Genomic DNA, 18,579 nt, shown 5'->3' on the forward strand with positions numbered 1-18,579 from the left:
GACCCTGCCCGCTACGAAAAGCGGAAGAAAATGGTCGGAATTGGTGGGAGGGTATTGTCTCTATTCGGCGCTATAATAGTCCTGAAGACTGCGAACTTCAAGATCATCCGCAGAAACCGAGACAATCGCGTTCGCCGCCGCGGCCGAAGCAGCCGCCGTTGTGTAGTACGGAACCTTCATTTCCAGCGCGGATGCGCGGATGGATTGGCTATCCTTGTGGCTCTGCCAACCTTCCGTGGTATTGAAGACAAGCGCGATTTCCCCATCCGAGATCATGTCAACGATATGGCGTCGCCCTTCGGCAACCTTGTTGACACGCTCGACCGTCAGGCCCTGTTCGGAGAGGTAGGTCTGCGTCCCGCCGGTAGCGACAACCTTGAAACCGAAGTCGAGCAGCTGTTTCACGGGCGCGACGATGTGCACCTTGTCGCTGTCTTTCACCGAAACGAAGACCGTGCCTTCTTTCGGCAGATTGGAGCCTTCGGCAATCTGCGACTTGGTGTAGGCGGTCGCGAAATCGCGATCGATACCCATCACCTCGCCGGTCGACTTCATTTCAGGCGTCAGCACGGGGTCGGAGCCCGGGAAGCGGTTGAACGGGAACACCGCTTCTTTCACCGCCACATAGTCGAGCTCGCGCTTGACCTTGGGCAAGCTGGCCAGTTTCTCACCCGCCATGACGCGCGCAGCAATCTTGGCGATTTGCGAGCCTGTCGCCTTGGCGACGAAGGGTACGGTGCGGCTGGCCCGCGGGTTGACCTCGATCAGATAAACTTCGCCATCTTTCACTGCGAACTGCACATTCATCAGGCCGCGCACCTTGAGCGCGATGGCGAGTGCTTCGCCCTGGCGTTCCAACTCGGCCACAATCTCGTCAGACAGGCTGTACGGCGGCAGTGAGCAGGCGCTGTCACCCGAGTGGACGCCCGCTTCCTCGATATGCTGCATCACGCCCGCGACGACCACGTCATCGCCATCGCACAAAACGTCGACATCGCATTCGATGGCATCGCGCAGATACTGGTCGACAAGCACGGGGCTGTCGCCTGAAACGTCCACGGCGGTGGCGATGTAGTTATCGAGCTGCGCTTCGCTGTCGACGATCTCCATCGCACGGCCACCGAGCACATAGCTGGGACGCAGCAGTACCGGATAGCCGATGCGCGCAGCCACGGCCGCAGCTTCATCGCGGCTGTAGGCAATGCCATTGTCGGGTTGCTTGAGATCAAGCTGGTTTACCAGCTTGGCAAACCGTTCACGGTCTTCGGCTAGGTCGATGGCGTCGGGCGATGTGCCGAGGATCGGGATCCCCGCCTCTTCCAGCGCGCTCGCCAGCTTGAGCGGCGTCTGCCCCCCGAACTGCACGATCACGCCCTTCAGCGTACCCTTGCTCTGCTCGACCCGCAGGATTTCCAGCACGTCCTCCGCAGTCAGCGGCTCGAAATAGAGGCGGTCGGAAGTGTCGTAGTCGGTCGAAACCGTTTCCGGGTTGCAGTTGACCATGATCGTTTCATAGCCCGCGTCCGCCAGAGCGAAGCAGGCGTGGACGCAGCAGTAATCGAACTCGATACCCTGCCCGATCCGGTTCGGTCCGCCGCCAAGGATGACAACCTTTTCGCGGTCGGACGGGTCAGCCTCGTTCTCCGGCTCGCCAAAGCTCGGCGCTTCGTAGGTCGAGTACATGTACGGCGTGATCGCTTCGAACTCGGCGGCGCAGCTATCGATCCGCTTGAACACGGGCAACACGCCGAGCTTCTGGCGCAGCTCGCGCACTTCCTGCTCGCTTGTGGCACCCGCCATCGCGCGCAAGGCATCGTGCAGCAGGCCAGAGCGGCGCGCCTGCGTTTCCGCCAAGCCACCCGCAACACCGACAGAGCGCACCGCCAACGTGGCGAGGCGCTTGTCCGAGAAGCCCATGGCTTTCAGGCGACGCATTTCATCGGCAGTGTTGGGAAGCCCGTCCTCACCGATGCGCTTTTCTTCGGCGATAATCTCTTCGATATGCCGCAGGAACCACGGATCGAAGAAGGTGATCGCCTGCACTTCCTCGACAGTGAAGCCCTCGCGGAAAGCCTGCGCGATGTTGAGGATGCGGTCCGGCGTGGGTTGCGACAGCGCTGCCGTGATGACTTCGCGGCTCACGCCTTCAAGGCGCGGCACGCGGTTGAAGCCATCAAGATCGGTTTCGAGGCCCCGCAGCGCCTTCTGCATCGATTCCTTGATGTTGCGGCCGATAGCCATGACCTCGCCCACCGACTTCATCGCGGTGGTGAGCAAGTTGTCGGTGCCCTTGAACTTTTCGAAAGCGAAGCGCGGGATCTTGGTCACGACATAGTCGATGGTCGGCTCGAACGAGGCAGGTGTCGCACCGGTAATCTCGTTGGTGATCTCATCCAGCGTATAGCCGACGGCCAGCTTCGCCGCGACGCGCGCGATGGGGAAGCCGGTGGCCTTCGATGCGAGTGCCGATGAGCGCGAGACACGCGGGTTCATCTCGATCACGATCAGGCGGCCATCCTTGGGATTGACTGCGAACTGTACGTTCGAACCACCTGTTTCCACGCCGATTTCCCGCAGCACATCGATGCTGGCGGTGCGCATTATCTGGTATTCCTTGTCGGTCAGCGTCAGCGCCGGCGCGACAGTGATGGAATCGCCTGTGTGGACGCCCATCGGATCGACATTCTCGATCGAGCAGATGATGATGGCATTGTCCGCCTTGTCGCGAACGACCTCCATCTCGTACTCTTTCCAGCCGAGCAGGCTTTCCTCGATCAGCACCTCTGTCGTGGGGCTGGCATCGAGGCCGCTCCGCACGATCCGCTCGAACTCGGCCTTGTTGTAGGCGACGCCGCCGCCGGTGCCGCCCATGGTGAAGCTGGGGCGGATGATCGAAGGCAATCCGGTCCGCTCGAGGATCTCGTAAGCCTCGTCCATCGTGTGCGCCACGCCACTGCGCGCGCTTTCCAGCCCGATCTTGTCCATCGCCGCGCGGAAACGCTGGCGGTTTTCGGCCTTGTCGATCGCATCCGCCTTGGCCCCGATCATCTCGACACCGTATTTCTCCAGCACGCCCTGCTCTTCGAGCTTGAGCGCGCAGTTGAGCGCGGTCTGCCCGCCCATCGTGGGCAGCAGCGCATCGGGCCGCTCCTTGGCGATGATCTTGGCGACGATCTCGGGCGTGATCGGCTCGACATAGGTCGCATCGGCCATGTCCGGATCGGTCATGATCGTGGCCGGATTGGAATTGACGAGCACCACCCGATACCCGTCCTCCTTCAACGCCTTGATCGCCTGCGTGCCCGAATAATCGAACTCGCACGCCTGGCCGATAATGATCGGACCAGCGCCGATGACGAGGATGGAGGAGATATCAGTACGTTTGGGCATTTAGAGGCCGCCTAAAATTAGCTGCAAGATTGCCATCGCATTCAAAATGGCGCTGAAGTATCGGTTGTTGAGGAGATCGACTATAACTTCCCAAGGCGGATCTGGCGCTTCGACCAGTTTTGAAATCGCCTCAGCGTGGGCAATAGCGTTCTTCTTTTGACGCTCAGAAAGTTCAGATTGCTGGATCGCAGGAATGAGTTCTGAGATTCTTGCGCGAATGTCCTCATGCTTTTCGGCATCAATGGACTTAGAGACCGTTTCCCAATCCACCTCTGACTTCTGAATGCCAGCAAGCGGATTGAGATCATCTTTTGCGCTCTCAAGAGAAACTGGAAGCTCAATCTGTGTTCGATAACCTGCAAATACGTCAGTGTAGAACCTTTGCCCAATTCGCGATTTCGCTTTGTATGCCTGACTTTCTTGCAGGGCTGCCGACCTAAACGGCTGAACCTTCTTGTCATCCACTTTGAAGTAAGTGCCAGCAAACTTTTCTGTTTGCTCAATCAAGACATCGCTGGCGAGAAGCTTCTCGAATAACTCCTCTGCAAGTGCGTCTAAGTTGACGACCCCAGTGAGATCGTATGGCGCGAGATAATTTTCGAAATTGTCACGAATGACTGCTTCAATCTCGCTACGTCTAAAAAATCCAGTTGGGAGACCAAGATCGTTCAACTTCTCTAGTACGATAGCCTCAGCATAGGGGTATAAAGGCAGACTCACCCCAACATCCCCACAAACTTCTCGAACAGGTAGAAGCTGTCCTGCGGGCCGGGACTTGCTTCCGGGTGATACTGCACACCGAATGCCTTCTTGCCCGTAATCGCGATGCCGCAATTCGAGCCGTCGAAGAGCGAAACGTGGGTCTGCTCCACGCCCTCTGGCAGCGTGTCCGCATCCACCGCGAAGCCGTGGTTCATGCTGGTGATCTCGACGAGGCCAGTGCTGTCGCCCCAGCCCTCTCCCACGCGCTGGACAGGGTGGTTTGCGCCGCGGTGGCCCTGGTGCATCTTGGTCGTCTTCGCGCCCGCTGCCAGCGCCAACATCTGATGGCCGAGGCAGATGCCGAACAGCGGCACATCCTTGTCCAGCAGCGCCTTGATCACCGGCACGGCATATTCGCCCGTCGCCGCCGGATCGCCGGGGCCGTTGGAGAGGAAAACGCCATCGGGTGAGAGCGCCATGATGTCTTCGAGCGAGGTCTTGGCGGGAACAACCGTCACTCGCGCGCCTGCGCGAACGAGGTTGCGGAAGATATTGTCCTTCGCGCCGTAATCGATCGCGACCACGTGCGGCTTGGCATCACGCGCGGCACGGCCGTAACCGTGGCCCAAGCGCCAATAACCGCCTTCCCAGCTTTCCTGCCCGTCCCGCGTTACGCGAACGGCCAGGTCCATACCTTCCAGCCCCGGCCATTCCTGCGCGCGCTGCAGCAGCGCGTCGATATCGAAATTGCCGTCCGGCTCATGCGCAATCACCGCGTTGGGCGCGCCTGATTGGCGTATGCGGCGGGTGAGCGCGCGGGTATCGACGCCAGAGAGGCCGACCTTGCCGTGCGCCTTCATCCACGCATCAAATTCCTGCTCGCTGCGGAAATTGCTTTCGCGCGTCACATCCTCGCGCACCACGCAGCCTACGGCAGCCTCGACCTTGTGGCTCTCCACATCTTCGGCATTGGTGCCGACATTGCCGATATGCGGGAAGGTGAAGGTAACGATCTGCGCGGCGTAGGAGGGATCGGTCATCACCTCCTGATACCCCGTCATCGCGGTGTTGAAGCAGACCTCGCCCACCGCAGAACCGGTTGCGCCGAAGCCCTTGCCCCAGACGATTGTTCCGTCCGCAAGAACAAGGACTCCTGTCGCACCTTTAGGCTGCGCAGACGAAGAGGCGAGAAAAGCCATAGGGGCTCCCGTGAATCAGTGGACCGGCGATGTGTGCTAAGACACGGCGGCTATAGCGGACCCGCCCGCGCGTCAACCTGTGCAGCGAAGGAAAGTTGCGATATTGCAAGTCATCACCAGCTTTGCGCAAAAAGCGCATACGACAGAAGGATTGGGGGACACGCGATGGGTTATGACGAGGCGCTGGCGATCTACGAACGCGTGGTTGCGGATTATCCTGATCTGAAGGTCAAGGGCAAAGCCAACCGCTATACTTCAATGAACGGCAACATGTTCAGCTTTCTCGACAAGAATGGTGAGCTCAAGCTGAGATTTTCCGAGGCCGAGAAAAAGGCATACAACGAGACGTACGGTACCGGTGATGTCATCCAGCACAACTCGGTGATGCGAGGATACATCGGTGTTACGCCGGCGATCATGGCGGACGAAGAAACGCTCAAGAAGCTGTTCGCCAGCTGTGTTGCTCACGCAAAGACCTTGAAACCCAAGGCAACCAAGAAGACATAGCACTCGACTAATGCAATCAGGGAAAACTCATGCTCCGCGACACTATCAAGACCGAAACCGTCACCGCCATGAAGGCTAAGGACAAGGAACGCACCGCCGCGCTCCGTCTGATCGGCGCGAAGATCAAGGACCGCGATATCGAGCTGCGCACCAAGGGCCCGGTCGATGATGACGACGCACTGGTGATCGACGTGCTCCAGAAGATGGCCAAGCAGCGCCGCGAGAGCATCACCATGTACGAAGACGGTGGTCGCACCGAACTCGCCGCCCAGGAAAAGGCCGAACTTGCGGTAATCGAAGAGTTCCTCCCGCAGCAGATGAGCGAAGCTGACACAAAGGTCGCCATCGAAGGCATCAAGGCCGAATTGAATGCCGAGGGCATGAAGGACATGGGCCGCGTGATGGGCGAGCTGAAAAAGCGCCACGGCACCGAGCTCGACATGGGCAAGGCCAGCGGCTGGGTGAAAGAAGCTCTCAGCTGATTGCTACGCCGCGGTTAACCATCAAAATGGTGCCGGGCTGGAACAAGTGCGTGTATTTGCGGGTTTTCAGGCCAAACACCTGTGCACCATCCGGCGCGCAGCCAAGGAGGTTATGACCTATGAAACGCCACTATGCCCTTCCCGCACGCCTTTCCATCACCGTGTCCGCACTTGCACTCGCTCTTTCCGCTTGTTCGAACGAACCGGAGGTAGATGAAGGCACCGATCTCGCTGCCGAGGACGAAGAACTCGAAGTCGCGATGCAATCGCGCGAAGTAACGGACTTCATGGATATTGCACTCGGCGCGAAAATCGTCGGGCCGCAAGGTCCCGAAGTAAAATCACGCATGGCGAATGCAGAATCCGCTTTTGCCGACATCACCAGCTACGTCACCTGCCCTGCCGGTATGGATCCGTGCGATCCGGCCACAGCGCCCGAAGGCACTATCTTCACCTATGTCCATATCGTGTACCCGGGCGAGGATAACGACCCCACCACCGGCAGTGGCGACGGCAATGACAGCAGCACCGTCGAAACGATGGAAGCCTTTCGTATGACCATGCCCAGCCATGGTTTCACCGGAGTGGCAGGGTATTCCGTCGCTGAAGCAGGGGTTGCCCTGGGTGATGTTGGCACGATCATCATCACCTGCCATGAAGATGGTATTTCCTGGACTGTCGAGGAAGGCGATGGTGGCGACCAGTGGGAACAGGCCGAACCGATCACTTTCTTCTGGCAGAGCACCCTCCCCCCGGCAGGCCCATCCGAAGCCTATGAAGTGTTCGCCAATTACACTGCCGCACAAGGCCCCGGTCCTTATCCGGCGGCTGACGAAACCGTGACAAACGCCTGCGCCACGGGTTGATGGAATCGCGCCATGCGCCCAAAGGTGGCGCATGGCGCTTTCCCCGCAATGGCTGGATGAACTCAAGAGTAGGATCACGCTGTCCACGCTCATCCAGCGCGATGTAAAACTGCAGCGTGCGGGGCGCGAGTGGAAGGCCTGTTGCCCGTTCCACAACGAGGCGACGCCCAGCTTCTACGTCAACGACCAGAAGGGTTTCTACCACTGCTTCGGCTGCCAGGCCCATGGCAGCGCGATCGACTGGATGATCGAGCAGCGCGGGCTGCAGTTCATGGACGCCGTGAAGGAGCTGGCGGCTGAGGCAGGGATGGACGTCCCCGCCCCCGATCCACGCGCCGCTGAACGGGCTGAGAAGCGGGCCTCTCTACATGACGTCATGGAGGCAGCGCAGAACTGGTTCGTCGCGAGACTACAATCCGACGAAGGCGTGGGAGCGCGGCGCTATCTCGAGCGGCGCGGCATGTCGCAGCGGATGATCGAGCATTTCGGCTTCGGCTACGCGCCTGATGATAAGCAAGGCATCAAGAAGGCACTCAGCCAGTTTGATGAGAAGATGCTTGTCGAGGCGGGCTTGCTGATCGAGGTCGAGGACAAGATCCCCTATGCGCGGTTCCGAGGCCGCCTGATGCTGCCCATTCAGGATGCGCGCGGGCGGGTGATCGCATTTGGCGGTCGCATTCTCGAAAGCCGCGATGGCGTCGCCAAGTATCTCAACTCGCCCGACACGCCGCTGTTCGACAAGGGGCGCAATCTCTACAACCTGCACCGTGCCGGACCCGCTTCACGCAAGACTGATCGCGTAATCGCTGTCGAAGGCTACATGGACGTGATCGCCCTCGCCCAAGCCGGTTTCGAGGATGCCGTTGCTCCGATGGGCACCGCGCTTACCGAGCATCAGGTCGAATTGCTCTGGCGTATGGCGGACAAACCCGTCCTGTGTTTCGACGGTGATGCGGCAGGCAAGCGCGCGGCGATGCGCGCAGCCGAACGTACCCTGCCCCTTCTGCGCCCGGGCCATTCGCTGCAGATTGTCCAGCTTCCCGCCGGGCTCGATCCAGATGACCTGATCAAGGAGAGCGGCCCCAAGGCGATGGAGAAATTGCTCGCCGAGCCGAAATCACTACTCGATCTGGTCTGGGAGCATGAGCAAGCCGCACAGCCGCTCAATTCGCCGGAGGACAAGGCGGGGTTGAAGGCGCGGCTGATGGATCATGTCGATACCATCGAGCATCCCGATATAAAATCGCTCTATCGCCGCGAACTGCTCGACCGCTACGGCAACTTCGCCTTCCCCAAACGAGATTTCCAGAAAGGCGGGTTTCAGCGCGGCGCGCCCTTCGGCAAACCGCAGATACAACGCGCTCCGCCTGAGGTAGCGAGCCGCCTCCGCCGTGCTGCTGGTGGCGCATTTCGCGATATGCTGACACAGGCCGTGCTCAACGGTCTCCTCCGCCACCCGAGCGAAATCCATCGCCATGCCGATGCCCTGCTGAGCCTCACCAAGAGTGATGCCCAAATCGCACCCGCTGTGGATTTTTTGCTCGATAACGCAAACACGCTTGAAGCTGGCGGCGAATTGCCCATATCAGCTCAAGACATCCTGCCGCCGCCGCCGGATAAAGCCCGTTTCTCCTTCCTGATGGAAGGCCATGATCCAGGCGCCGCGAGGGAGGACCTGGCCGAAGCCGTTTCGTTGCTGGTTGAAAGACCGGCGCTCGATGCGGCTATTGCCGCGGCCACCCAGCGTTTCGATACCGACCCGGAAGGGGCTTTTGCCGAGCAGCAGCGTCTGCGCAAACGAAAGCTGGAAATCGATGTGCGTCTGGGGCAAATGGCAAGAAAACGTGCTGCCGAGCAGGCAGAAGAGAATTATCCGTCGGACGGGGGCGAGCCCGAAACCGGCGAACAGGAAACGGACTGACAATCTGATATGGCTTCGACCGCGAAAAAGAAAAAGCAGGCAGACGACGCACCGCTGATCGATCTGAACGGTTCGGCGATCAAGAAGATGATCGCGAAGGCAAAGCGCAAGGGCTACATCACCTATGATGAGCTCAATGAATCGCTGCCCTCCGGCGAAATGAGCTCGGACCAAATCGAGGACATCCAGTCTGCGCTTAGCGACATGGGTGTTCAGATCGTCGAAAGCGCTGAGGAAGCCGAAGAGGATGACGACGGTCCGGAGGAAATCGCTCCGACCGGTTCGGGCTCACAGGCAGCCGACGCCAAGAAAAACGTTCCCGAGAAGAAGAAGTCCACCGCCGGCGAAGGCCGCACCGATGATCCGGTGCGCATGTACCTGCGCGAGATGGGCGCGGTCGAGCTGCTCAGCCGTGAAGGCGAAATCGCCATCGCCAAGCGTATCGAGGCCGGTCGTGACACGATGATCATCGGCCTGTGCGAAAGCCCGATCACTTTCCATGCCATCATCATGTGGTCCGAAGCGCTGAACAGCGAAGAAATGCAGCTGCGCGAAATCCTCGATCTCGATGCCATGCTTTCCAAGGAACCTCCTGTCGATAAGATGGAAGAGGAGAACGAGGACGACGACGGCGAAATTTCGGAAGAGACCGCCGGCCCCTCCATCCGCGACGATGATGATGATGACTCCGATGATGAAGATGGTGACGACGAGGACGGCGAAGGTTCGTCCAAGAAGGATGATGACGAGGACGAGGACAACACCATGTCCCTCGCGCAGATGGAAGCGGCGCTAAAGCCCGATGCCATCGAGCGCTTCGCGCGCATCACCAGCCTGTTCAAGAAGTTCGAAAAGCTGCAGGCGGAACGTGTCGACGTTCTGGGCGCTGGCGAAGCCTTCCCCAAGGCGAAGGAAAACCGCTACGAAAAGCTGCGTGAAGAGCTGACCGCCGAAGTCGAAAGCGTGCAGTTCCATGCAACCAAGATCGAATATCTTGTCGACAATCTCTACGCCTTCAACCGCCGCCTGATGGCGCTTGGCGGACAGATGTTGCGCTTGGCCGAACGCCACAAGATCAAGCGTGCCGACTTCCTTGAATCCTATGTCGGCAACGAGCTCGACGATGCCTGGCTGAAGGACAAGATCAAGAAGGACAAGAAGTGGGCCGCCTTCTCCGAGAAGGAAGGCGACGCTGTCGATCGGATCCGCGCCGAAATCGCCGATATCGCCAGCCAGACGGGCATGAGCCTCGTCGAATTCCGCCGCATCGTGAACATGGTGCAGAAGGGCGAGCGCGAGGCGCGTATCGCCAAGAAGGAAATGGTCGAGGCGAACCTGCGCCTCGTGATTTCCATCGCCAAGAAATACACCAACCGCGGTCTGCAATTCCTCGACCTCATTCAGGAAGGCAACATCGGTCTGATGAAGGCGGTCGACAAGTTCGAATACCGCCGCGGCTACAAGTTCAGCACCTACGCCACATGGTGGATCCGTCAGGCGATCACACGTTCGATTGCTGACCAGGCACGCACGATCCGTATCCCGGTCCACATGATCGAAACGATCAACAAGCTGGTCCGCACGAGCCGTCAGTTCCTGCACGAGCAGGGCCGCGAACCGACGCCGGAGGAAATGGCAGAACGCCTGTCCATGCCGCTCGAGAAGGTTCGCAAGGTGATGAAAATCGCCAAGGAGCCGATTTCGCTCGAAACGCCGATTGGTGACGAGGAAGATTCACATCTCGGCGATTTCATCGAGGACAAGAACGCCATTATCCCCGTGGATGCAGCGATCCAGGCAAACCTCAAGGAAACCGTCACCCGCGTGCTCGCCTCGCTCACTCCACGTGAAGAACGCGTGCTCCGCATGCGCTTCGGCATCGGCATGAACACTGACCACACGCTGGAAGAAGTCGGCCAGCAGTTCAGCGTGACCCGCGAACGTATCCGTCAGATCGAGGCGAAGGCGCTGCGCAAGCTGAAACACCCGAGCCGTTCGCGGAAGATGCGTTCGTTCCTGGATCAGTGACCCGAGATCAAGGCGGGGCACCCGCATGTCCCGCCTGATCCTTTTCAACAAGCCGATGAACGTGCTGTCGCAGTTTACCGACCGCGGCAGCCCGACCAAGCGCGCCACGCTTTCCGACTATATCGATGTGCCCGGCGTCTATCCCGCAGGCAGGCTCGATCGGGACAGCGAAGGACTGCTGCTGCTCACCGATGATGGGCGCTTGCAGGCGCGGATTGCTGACCCGAAGTTCAAGCTGGAAAAGAGCTATCTGGTGCAGGTCGAGGGAGAGCCATCAGCCAGTGCCGTTGAGCAGCTCGCGCGTGGAGTTGACCTGAAGGACGGACGCACCCGCCCTGCCCACGCCGAGACTATCGACGATCCGCAGCTCTGGCCGCGCGATCCACCCATCCGGTTTCGGAAGAACGTGCCCGACAGCTGGCTTCGTCTCACGATCCGCGAGGGCAAGAACCGTCAGGTCCGCCGGATGACGGCTGCTGTCGGGCACCCGACGCTACGACTCGTCCGCTGGAGCATCGGCGATTGGTCGCTGAATGGTATTGCGCCGGGCGATTGGCGTGAGGTTCCGGTCTAGTCTGCCGTCAGACGTAACACTTGCGCTTCGCCGTTGCGGGACACCGTGATTTCACGCGCGGCAGAAAGTAGCCCGCCATCGGTCATGGCGACCATAGCCTCGCATCGTCCAGCCGCATCGCGTCCGCCAAACTCGAATGAGTCAATCGCTAGAACCTGATCACCTAAGCGCACACCAGCACTTTCTGCGGCACTGCCATTGAACAACTGCGAAACCACCGCGACGTCTTCACGAAAGCTGATGCCGAACCCTGGATGCGGCCGCGTATTGCGCGGGTTGGGCAGTGGATCGAAGATGGCATATCCTGCAGGGTAATTGAGCGTCACGCGGTATCGATCGAGCAGAGCAGTACCCAGAAGCGTCGGCGGGATGGCGCGATTTTCACCCGGAACACCGGTCAACCGGTCCCCGCCCAGCTCAAGCGCATCGAAATCGAACCGCAGCAGAGCGGTCTCGGCCCCTTCCCCACCGGCGGACGTGCCCATCGATCCGCGCCCTTCACGCAGACTTCCCGCGTCAACGCCGCGTGCAACGTCAGGATTCTCAAGCAAATCGTCAAACAGCGAGATGCCTGCGCCACTTCCCGTATCGAACAGGGCGCGGTCAGCCACGCTTCCGATGCGGTATTCCACTATGGGAGCATGCGGGTATCCCGCATCAAGCAGCCGTGCAGAGAAACGGCCGCTCGGCGTGTAGGATGGTGTATTCTGCGGTGCACTGATCCTCAGCTCGTTTGCCACCATGTCAAACTGCCAGATCGAATTGGGAAAGATCTCCGACCCGATATGTCCGCCATCGAACACGCAGTCACCCATCGGGGTCTGGCTGAAATCATAGATAAGTACCGGCACATCGTGGAAGGTTACTCCACCCAGTGTAATCGTTTCGGCGACGGCAAATTCCATCTCCACCACAGTGCCATTGGCATCGCGGCCGCGGTTGGTTGCAACGGTTTCCAGCCCCAGCTCATCGGCCAGTTCGCGCGAAATGACCGTGGGAGAGCCGGTGTCGAAAAGGAAAGACCGCTCTACCCCGTTGACAGCCGCAGTGACATGTAGCTTGCCAAAGCGCCGCTCGACGGGGATCACGGTCGTGTCTTCAGCCCTTTCGATCTCTACTGGTGCCTGCAGAAGTGTGGCCAGATCGGCATCCTGCGCGAAGGCTGAGCCGGCCAAAGCAGGTACTACCAATACGACAATCGATAGTCTGCGTTTCATGTATCCCTCCCGTCAGATCACGATCATCGCTTCAGGACGTGAACGCAGGATGTCCAATACGCCGGACGACTAGATCCAGCGGCGCACGCGCGCGCGGTATTCGCGAAACTGATCGCCAAATTTCTCCGCCAGAGCCGCTTCCTCCGGTTTGATCTGGAACTGCGTGATGTAGGCGACGAACAACGCGACACATGCCACGCTGCCGAAATTCTCCTGCCATAGGCCCCAGGCGAGCGCCATCAGCGCCATACCGAGATACATCGGGTTGCGCGTAAAGCGGTAAAGGCCGCTCACGACCAACTTCTCTGTTTTCTCGGGCGAAAGCGGATTCACCGTCGTCCCGATCTTTGCAAACGCCCCTGCCGCAGTCAGATCTATAAGCAAGCCTGAAAGTCCGATGATCCCGGCGATCCATTGCCGTGCGGGCAGATCAAACCCCAAGGCTGGCACATGGCGCGCGACAAGCCATGCAATGGCCAGCACGACAATTCCGACGAGCGGGGGCGGGATGCGGTTGTTCATGCCTGTTCTGGTCCTTTGGCGGGTGGTTTGCAGCCATTGCCTACAGCAATTCGCGCGTCCGTGGGAAATTGCCGTCAAAAGGGTGGAGAGAATCGTTTGCACTCCCTATGTGAACCTGCATGCGTATTGCCATTGCCTCAGACCACGCCGCGACCGACCTCAAGGCCGAGCTTCGCGACTGGCTTATCGAACAGGGTCACGAAGTGGCCGATCTTGGCCCCGATAAAAGTGAAAGCGTCGACTATCCCGATTACGGCTTCAAGCTGGCCGGTGTGGTTGCAGACGGCACGGCAGAGCGCGGCATCGCGCTGTGCGGTAGCGGTATCGGCATTTCGATGGCGGTCAATCGCAACCCCGCCGTGCGTTGTGCGCTCGTGTCAGAGCCGCTTTCCGCCGTGCTCTCGCGTGAGCATAACGATGCAAACTGCCTCGCCATGGGTGCGCGGCTGACAGGCGTTGAAATGGCCAAGGCCTGCGTCACCGCCTTCCTCGAAACCGAATTCGCCGGCGGCCGCCACCAGCGCCGCGTGGACAAGCTCGCCAACTCATAAAGGCTTCCCCGACATGGCAACCCAAGACGTGACCGCGCCTGATATGACGCGTTTCTGGAACGACACTTTGGCCCAGGCCGATCCCGAGATCGCGGCCGCAGTGGACAATGAACTCGCCCGCCAGCGCGACAAGATCGAGCTGATCGCGTCAGAGAACATCGCCTCCAAGGCCGTACTCGAAGCGGCGGGCACCGTCTTCACCAACAAGTATGCCGAGGGTTATCCGGGCAAGCGCTACTACGGCGGTTGCGACTATGCCGACGTGGTCGAAATGCTCGCGATCGAGCGCGCGAAGGAGCTGTTCGGCTGCGAATTCGCCAACGTGCAGCCCAATTCGGGTTCGCAGATGAACCAGGCCGTGTTCCTCGCGCTGTTGCAGCCGGGCGATACCTTTATGGGTCTCGATCTGAATTCGGGCGGTCACCTCACCCACGGTTCGCCGGTCAACATGTCGGGCAAGTGGTTCAATCCGGTCGCATATGGCGTGCGCAAGGAAGACGAACTGATCGACATGGACGAAGTCATGGCGATCGCGAAGGAGCACAAGCCCAAGCTCATCATCGCCGGTGGCACTGCCTACAGCCGCGTGTGGGACTGGGCAGCCTTCCGCAAGGTTGCAGACGAGGTGGGCGCCTACCTAATGGTGGACATGAGCCACATCTCCGGCCTTGTTGCCGGCGGTGCCCACCCCTCCCCCTTCCCGCATGCCGATGTCGTCACCACCACCACGCACAAGAGCCTGCGCGGCCCGCGTTCTGGCGTCATCCTGTGGAATGACGAAGAACTGACCAAGCCGATCAACATGGCCGTTTTCCCCGGCATGCAAGGCGGCCCGCTGATGCACATTGTCGCCGCCAAGGCCGTAGCCTTCCGCGAAGCATTACGCCCGGACTTCAAAGACTATGCCGCCGCCGTGGTCGAAAATGCCCGCGCGCTTGCCGCCAGCATCGAGGAAAACGGTCTGCGCGTCGTTTCGGGCGGGACGGACAATCACTCCATGCTCGTCGATCTCACGCCTATGGATGTGACCGGCAAGGCAGCAGAAAAAGGCCTCGATCGCGCCTATCTCACATGCAACAAGAACGGCATCCCGTTCGACACGCGTAGCCCCTTCATCACCAGCGGCATCCGCCTTGGTACGCCCGCAGGCACCACTCGCGGATTTGGACCTGACGAATTCCGCCAGATAGGTGCTATGATCGTACAAGTTGTCGAGGGCATGAGTCGCAATGGCGATGATGGCGACGCCCAGATTGAAGAGCGCATACGCCGCGAAGTCGGTGAGCTGTGCGCCAGGTTCCCGGTCTATCCCGGAAGGTAAAAGAGCAATGAACGACCCCCAGAAGAAAAACGAGATCGACCGCTTCATCCTGCGCGATGCAGTGGATGAAGCCAAGGCAATGGGCCGCGAAGGGATGAAGCATCCGTCGACCAAGCCCGTACTTATCGGCGGCGCTGTTGGCGCAGCCGCAGGCGGTCTGCTGCTTGGCGCTTGGCCGCTTGGCCTCATCGCTGGCGCAGGCGTCATGCTGTACAAGCGTGTGCGCCCGTAACCCACAATGAGATGTCCGTTCTGCGCGCACGATGACAGCCAGGTCAAAGATTCGCGCCCTACAGAAGACAACACGGCTATTCGCCGCCGCCGCCAGTGCGAAGGCTGCGGCGCACGCTTCACGACATTCGAGCGCGTGCAGCTGCGCGACGTATTCGTCCTGAAATCAGGAGGCCCGGACGGCGAACAGCGGCGACAGCCCTTTGACCGTTCGAAGATCGAACAATCGGTGGCCCTCGCCTGCCGCAAGCGCGACATCGATCAGGAACGCATCGACCAGCTGGTTTCGGGTATCCAGCGTCAGGTGGAAACTGCAGGCGAAAGCGAAATCCCCGCAAGCCGTATTGGCGAAATGGTGATGGACGGCCTGCGCCAGCTCGACAGCGTCGCCTATATACGCTTCGCCAGCGTCTATCGCGATTTCAGCGAGGCCAAGGATTTCCAGGAATTTGCCAGCACGGTTCGCGATGTCGGAGGCGAGTAGTCAGCCTGTCATCGTTCTGGTCCGCCCGCAACTGGGTGAGAACATCGGCAAGGCCGCGAGGGCCATGCTCAATTTCGGACTAACCGAAATGCGCATCGTCAATCCGAGGGACGGTTGGCCCAATCCCTCTGCCGGACCGGCAGCGTCCGGAGCGGATGTTGTACTGGAAAACGCGCAGGTTTTCGAAACCACGGCAGAAGCGGTTGCCGACTGCGCGCATGTCTATGCCACCACCGTGCGCAAGCGCGGCGTGACCAAGCCGGTTCTCACGCCGGAAGCAGCCGCGAAGGAAGTGCCGCAACAATCAGGACGCAGCGCGTTTCTGTTTGGTCCCGAACGTTCAGGCCTGGAAACCGAAGACGTGTCACTCGCCCGCACCATCGTAACGGCGCCGATCAATCCCGAATTCGGGTCCCTCAATCTCGCGCAGGCAGTGATCCTTGTCGCCTATGAACTGTCGAAGACCGCAGAGCTTGCGATCCCCACAGAGGAAGAGCTTTTGCCCCCTGCCCCCCAGGCCGAGCTAGAAGGCTTGATTAGCCATCTTGAGGGTATGCTTGACGAGAAGAACTATTACTTCCCCGAAAGCCGCCGTGAAGCAACGCAACGAACCCTTCGCGGCGTTATGACTAAACCCGGCTGGAACCACCTTGAAGTAAGAACCCTGCGAGGCGTTCTTTCCGCACTGGAGCGCCCACCGCGCAAAACCGACTGATCGCGGTTCGCATCGTTCCAAGATTTATGATACCTCCTTGTTTAAAGGAGAATTGACGTGCGAAGCATTCTGACCGGCGCCGTGGTTCTGGCATTTTGGGCATCACCTGCGGTTGCCCAGGACACACAGGAGCCTGCCGAAGCGACCGAGGAGACCAGCAACGACGACGAAATCGTGGTCACTGGCGAAATTGACGAGGATGACATCGAACGGTGTCGATACGTCCAAGTCACCGGAACACGTTTTCGCGAGCGTGTCTGCATGAGTCAGAATGATCTAGATGAGCAGAGGCAAAACCATCGCGATGTCATCAACGACAATCGCTATGAAGGCGCTCCCATCAGCGAGACTGACAGCAACGGGTTTCCTGTCGTTCCTCCCATCTGATTTTGGCTCGAGCAGGTCGGGCCGGGACAACCTCGACCGGTGTACGTGAACGGCAAGTCTTGCCGGTAGCCCCCACAATCCCGGTGCGCTTGCGCGCTGACACCTTCTCCGCTTGACTTTACGCCTCGCGCAGCTAAATGCGCGCCTTCGCGACAAATTGGCCCCGCACCCCGGTGAAGCGGTGGCCGCATCATGGATTTCGCCATGGTGGTGCGATGCCGGGTTGAATGGTCGCCACACGGGCGATCCAGTGAATTGAAAGGAATCGACTTATGTCGAAGCGTACACGTGCGAAGCACAAACTTGACCGCCGGATGGGTGAAAACATCTGGGGTCGCCCGAATTCCCCGGTCAACAAGCGTTCCTACGGTCCCGGCCAGCACGGCCAGCGCCGCAAGGGCAAGATGTCGGACTTCGGTCTGCAGCTGCGCGCCAAGCAGAAGCTGAAAGGCTACTACGGCGACGTGACCGAGAAGCAGTTCAAGGCGACCTACAAGGATGCGAGCCGCATGAAGGGCGATACGGGCATGAACCTGATCGGCCTGCTCGAGCGTCGTCTCGACATGATCGTGTACCGCGCCAAGTTCGCGCCGACGATCTTCGCGGCGCGTCAGCTCGTTTCGCACGGACACATCAAGGTCAATGGTGTGAAGTGCAACATCGCATCGCGTCGCTGCGACGTGGGTGACGAAATCTCGCTGGGTGACAAGGCCAAGGAAATGGCACTCGTCATCGAAGCGCAGAGCCTGCCCGAGCGTGAAATCCCTGACTATGTCGTGGTCGATGGCAACGATAAGGTGAGCTTCAGCCGCGTTCCTTCGCTGGATGAAGTTCCTTACCCTGTGCAGATGGAACCGAACCTCGTGGTCGAGTTCTACTCGCGCTAACCGGAACAATCCGAGCGATACAAAAGGGGCGGTCCTTCGGGGCCGCCCTTTTTCGTTTCGGTTGGTCGCATTTCAGGGAACTTGGCCCCGATTTCGGGTATTTAAATTCCAGTATGACCCAGTATCGTTTCGTGACGAAAGAGCGCAAAGGCAAATGGTATGATCGCCTTGCACAGGCACAGGCCTATGCGCAACGTATAGGTGCCGGCTTTCTCGATGCGAAAGGTCGCTTTGTCGCCTATCGGGGCACGATCCTCGAAATGCGGCAGAAGCCCACAGCAGCCTGAACCATCAGCTTAGTTGCGAATACGATCCCACTCGACAAATTCGTACGCAATCGAACCTTCGACCAGCGTCTCCCAGATATCGCCGATCACGTCTTCGGGAATACCCGCTTTGCGCGCCTCTTCCTTGGCGGCATTGATAACCGATGCCTTGCGCTCCTCGTCGCGCACAACCTCGCGGCTCGGCTTTATACGTGCGGCTGCGCGCATGTAGCCAAAGCGCCGTTCAAGCAGGGAGATCAATTCGCGATCGGTAGCATCAACGCCTTCGCGCACGTCGAGCATGCTGGCGCAATTGTCCGGAGCTTTTG

The 18,579-nt window shown here is 59.6% G+C and carries 20 protein-coding genes; 14 read left to right on the forward strand and 6 right to left on the reverse strand.

The genetic code is table 11. From position 1 onward, the window contains the following. Positions 1-60: 60 nt before the first annotated feature. From carB to carA, 3 genes are read right to left on the reverse strand one after another with little or no spacing between them, the layout of a single operon-like run. Positions 61-3,390 (reverse strand): carbamoyl-phosphate synthase large subunit, encoded by a 3,330-nt coding sequence (gene carB, locus OOZ52_RS03525; protein WP_274697093.1) that lies wholly within the window; start codon positions 3,388-3,390, stop codon positions 61-63. Then, entirely contained in the window at positions 3,391-4,062 is a 672-nt protein-coding gene (locus OOZ52_RS03530) for a hypothetical protein (RefSeq protein WP_274697094.1), read from the reverse strand. 44 nt (positions 4,063-4,106) lie between these two features. Beyond that, a complete protein-coding gene (gene carA, locus OOZ52_RS03535; protein WP_274697095.1) occupies positions 4,107-5,291 on the reverse strand; it encodes a glutamine-hydrolyzing carbamoyl-phosphate synthase small subunit in 1,185 nt (394 codons plus the stop codon). Between the two features lie 165 nt (positions 5,292-5,456). Between carA and OOZ52_RS03540 the strand changes: the two genes are divergently transcribed. From OOZ52_RS03540 to OOZ52_RS03565, 6 genes are all read left to right on the forward strand, one after another. Continuing rightward, entirely contained in the window at positions 5,457-5,798 is a 342-nt protein-coding gene (locus OOZ52_RS03540) for a hypothetical protein (protein WP_274697096.1), read from the forward strand. A gap of 29 nt (positions 5,799-5,827) precedes the next feature. After that, positions 5,828-6,280, forward strand: coding sequence for a GatB/YqeY domain-containing protein (locus tag OOZ52_RS03545; protein ID WP_274697097.1), 453 nt, complete (start codon positions 5,828-5,830; stop codon positions 6,278-6,280). 119 nt (positions 6,281-6,399) lie between these two features. Next, complete coding sequence (locus OOZ52_RS03550; RefSeq protein ID WP_274697098.1) at positions 6,400-7,146, forward strand: hypothetical protein; 747 nt, start codon at positions 6,400-6,402, stop codon at positions 7,144-7,146. Positions 7,147-7,177: 31 nt separating this feature from the next. After that, positions 7,178-9,067: a DNA primase gene (gene dnaG / locus OOZ52_RS03555; protein ID WP_274697099.1), complete on the forward strand. Its 1,890-nt coding sequence runs from the start codon at positions 7,178-7,180 to the stop codon at positions 9,065-9,067. Between the two features lie 9 nt (positions 9,068-9,076). After that, on the forward strand, positions 9,077-11,095 hold the full coding sequence (gene rpoD / locus OOZ52_RS03560) for an RNA polymerase sigma factor RpoD (protein ID WP_274697100.1): 2,019 nt from the start codon (positions 9,077-9,079) through the stop codon (positions 11,093-11,095). 25 nt (positions 11,096-11,120) lie between these two features. Beyond that, positions 11,121-11,669, forward strand: coding sequence for a pseudouridine synthase (locus tag OOZ52_RS03565; protein WP_274697101.1), 549 nt, complete (start codon positions 11,121-11,123; stop codon positions 11,667-11,669). On the opposite strand, the gene OOZ52_RS03570 is transcribed toward OOZ52_RS03565, so the two are convergent. Together OOZ52_RS03570 and OOZ52_RS03575 are read right to left on the reverse strand one after the other, a co-directional pair. Further along, positions 11,666-12,886, reverse strand: a complete 1,221-nt coding sequence (locus tag OOZ52_RS03570; RefSeq protein ID WP_274697102.1) for a retropepsin-like aspartic protease — start codon at positions 12,884-12,886, stop codon at positions 11,666-11,668. The genes OOZ52_RS03565 and OOZ52_RS03570 overlap by 4 nt on opposite strands. A gap of 69 nt (positions 12,887-12,955) precedes the next feature. Then, complete coding sequence (locus OOZ52_RS03575; protein WP_274697103.1) at positions 12,956-13,408, reverse strand: methyltransferase family protein; 453 nt, start codon at positions 13,406-13,408, stop codon at positions 12,956-12,958. Between the two features lie 119 nt (positions 13,409-13,527). Here OOZ52_RS03575 and rpiB point away from each other — a divergent pair, with 119 nt between their 5' ends. The 8 genes from rpiB to OOZ52_RS03615 all read left to right on the forward strand — a co-directional run bounded on the left by rpiB (position 13,528) and on the right by OOZ52_RS03615 (position 18,271). Next, positions 13,528-13,959, forward strand: a complete 432-nt coding sequence (gene rpiB, locus OOZ52_RS03580) for a ribose 5-phosphate isomerase B (protein ID WP_274697104.1) — start codon at positions 13,528-13,530, stop codon at positions 13,957-13,959. A 13-nt stretch (positions 13,960-13,972) separates the two neighbouring features. Next, a complete protein-coding gene (gene glyA / locus OOZ52_RS03585) occupies positions 13,973-15,280 on the forward strand; it encodes a serine hydroxymethyltransferase (RefSeq protein ID WP_274697105.1) in 1,308 nt (435 codons plus the stop codon). Positions 15,281-15,287: 7 nt separating this feature from the next. Beyond that, a complete protein-coding gene (locus OOZ52_RS03590) occupies positions 15,288-15,512 on the forward strand; it encodes a hypothetical protein (RefSeq protein ID WP_274697106.1) in 225 nt (74 codons plus the stop codon). 6 nt (positions 15,513-15,518) lie between these two features. After that, on the forward strand, positions 15,519-15,995 hold the full coding sequence (nrdR, locus tag OOZ52_RS03595) for a transcriptional regulator NrdR (RefSeq protein WP_274697107.1): 477 nt from the start codon (positions 15,519-15,521) through the stop codon (positions 15,993-15,995). Continuing rightward, positions 15,979-16,710 (forward strand): RNA methyltransferase, encoded by a 732-nt coding sequence (locus OOZ52_RS03600; RefSeq protein ID WP_274697108.1) that lies wholly within the window; start codon positions 15,979-15,981, stop codon positions 16,708-16,710. Before nrdR ends, OOZ52_RS03600 begins: the two co-directional genes overlap by 17 nt. Before the next feature lie 57 nt (positions 16,711-16,767). Then, positions 16,768-17,097, forward strand: a complete 330-nt coding sequence (locus OOZ52_RS03605) for a hypothetical protein (protein WP_274697109.1) — start codon at positions 16,768-16,770, stop codon at positions 17,095-17,097. Between the two features lie 272 nt (positions 17,098-17,369). Continuing rightward, the gene (gene rpsD / locus OOZ52_RS03610) at positions 17,370-17,984 is read left to right on the forward strand and encodes a 30S ribosomal protein S4 (protein WP_274697110.1); all 615 of its coding nucleotides are present in this window, start codon (positions 17,370-17,372) and stop codon (positions 17,982-17,984) included. Between the two features lie 113 nt (positions 17,985-18,097). After that, positions 18,098-18,271, forward strand: a complete 174-nt coding sequence (locus OOZ52_RS03615; RefSeq protein ID WP_274697111.1) for a hypothetical protein — start codon at positions 18,098-18,100, stop codon at positions 18,269-18,271. A gap of 9 nt (positions 18,272-18,280) precedes the next feature. On the opposite strand, the gene OOZ52_RS03620 is transcribed toward OOZ52_RS03615, so the two are convergent. Then, on the reverse strand, positions 18,281-18,553 hold the full coding sequence (locus tag OOZ52_RS03620; protein WP_274697227.1) for a chorismate mutase: 273 nt from the start codon (positions 18,551-18,553) through the stop codon (positions 18,281-18,283). Between the last annotated feature and the right edge of the window lie 26 nt (positions 18,554-18,579).

The sequence above is a fragment of the Aurantiacibacter sp. D1-12 genome (assembly GCF_028858515.1).
Classification (GTDB): Bacteria; Pseudomonadota; Alphaproteobacteria; order Sphingomonadales; family Sphingomonadaceae; genus Alteraurantiacibacter.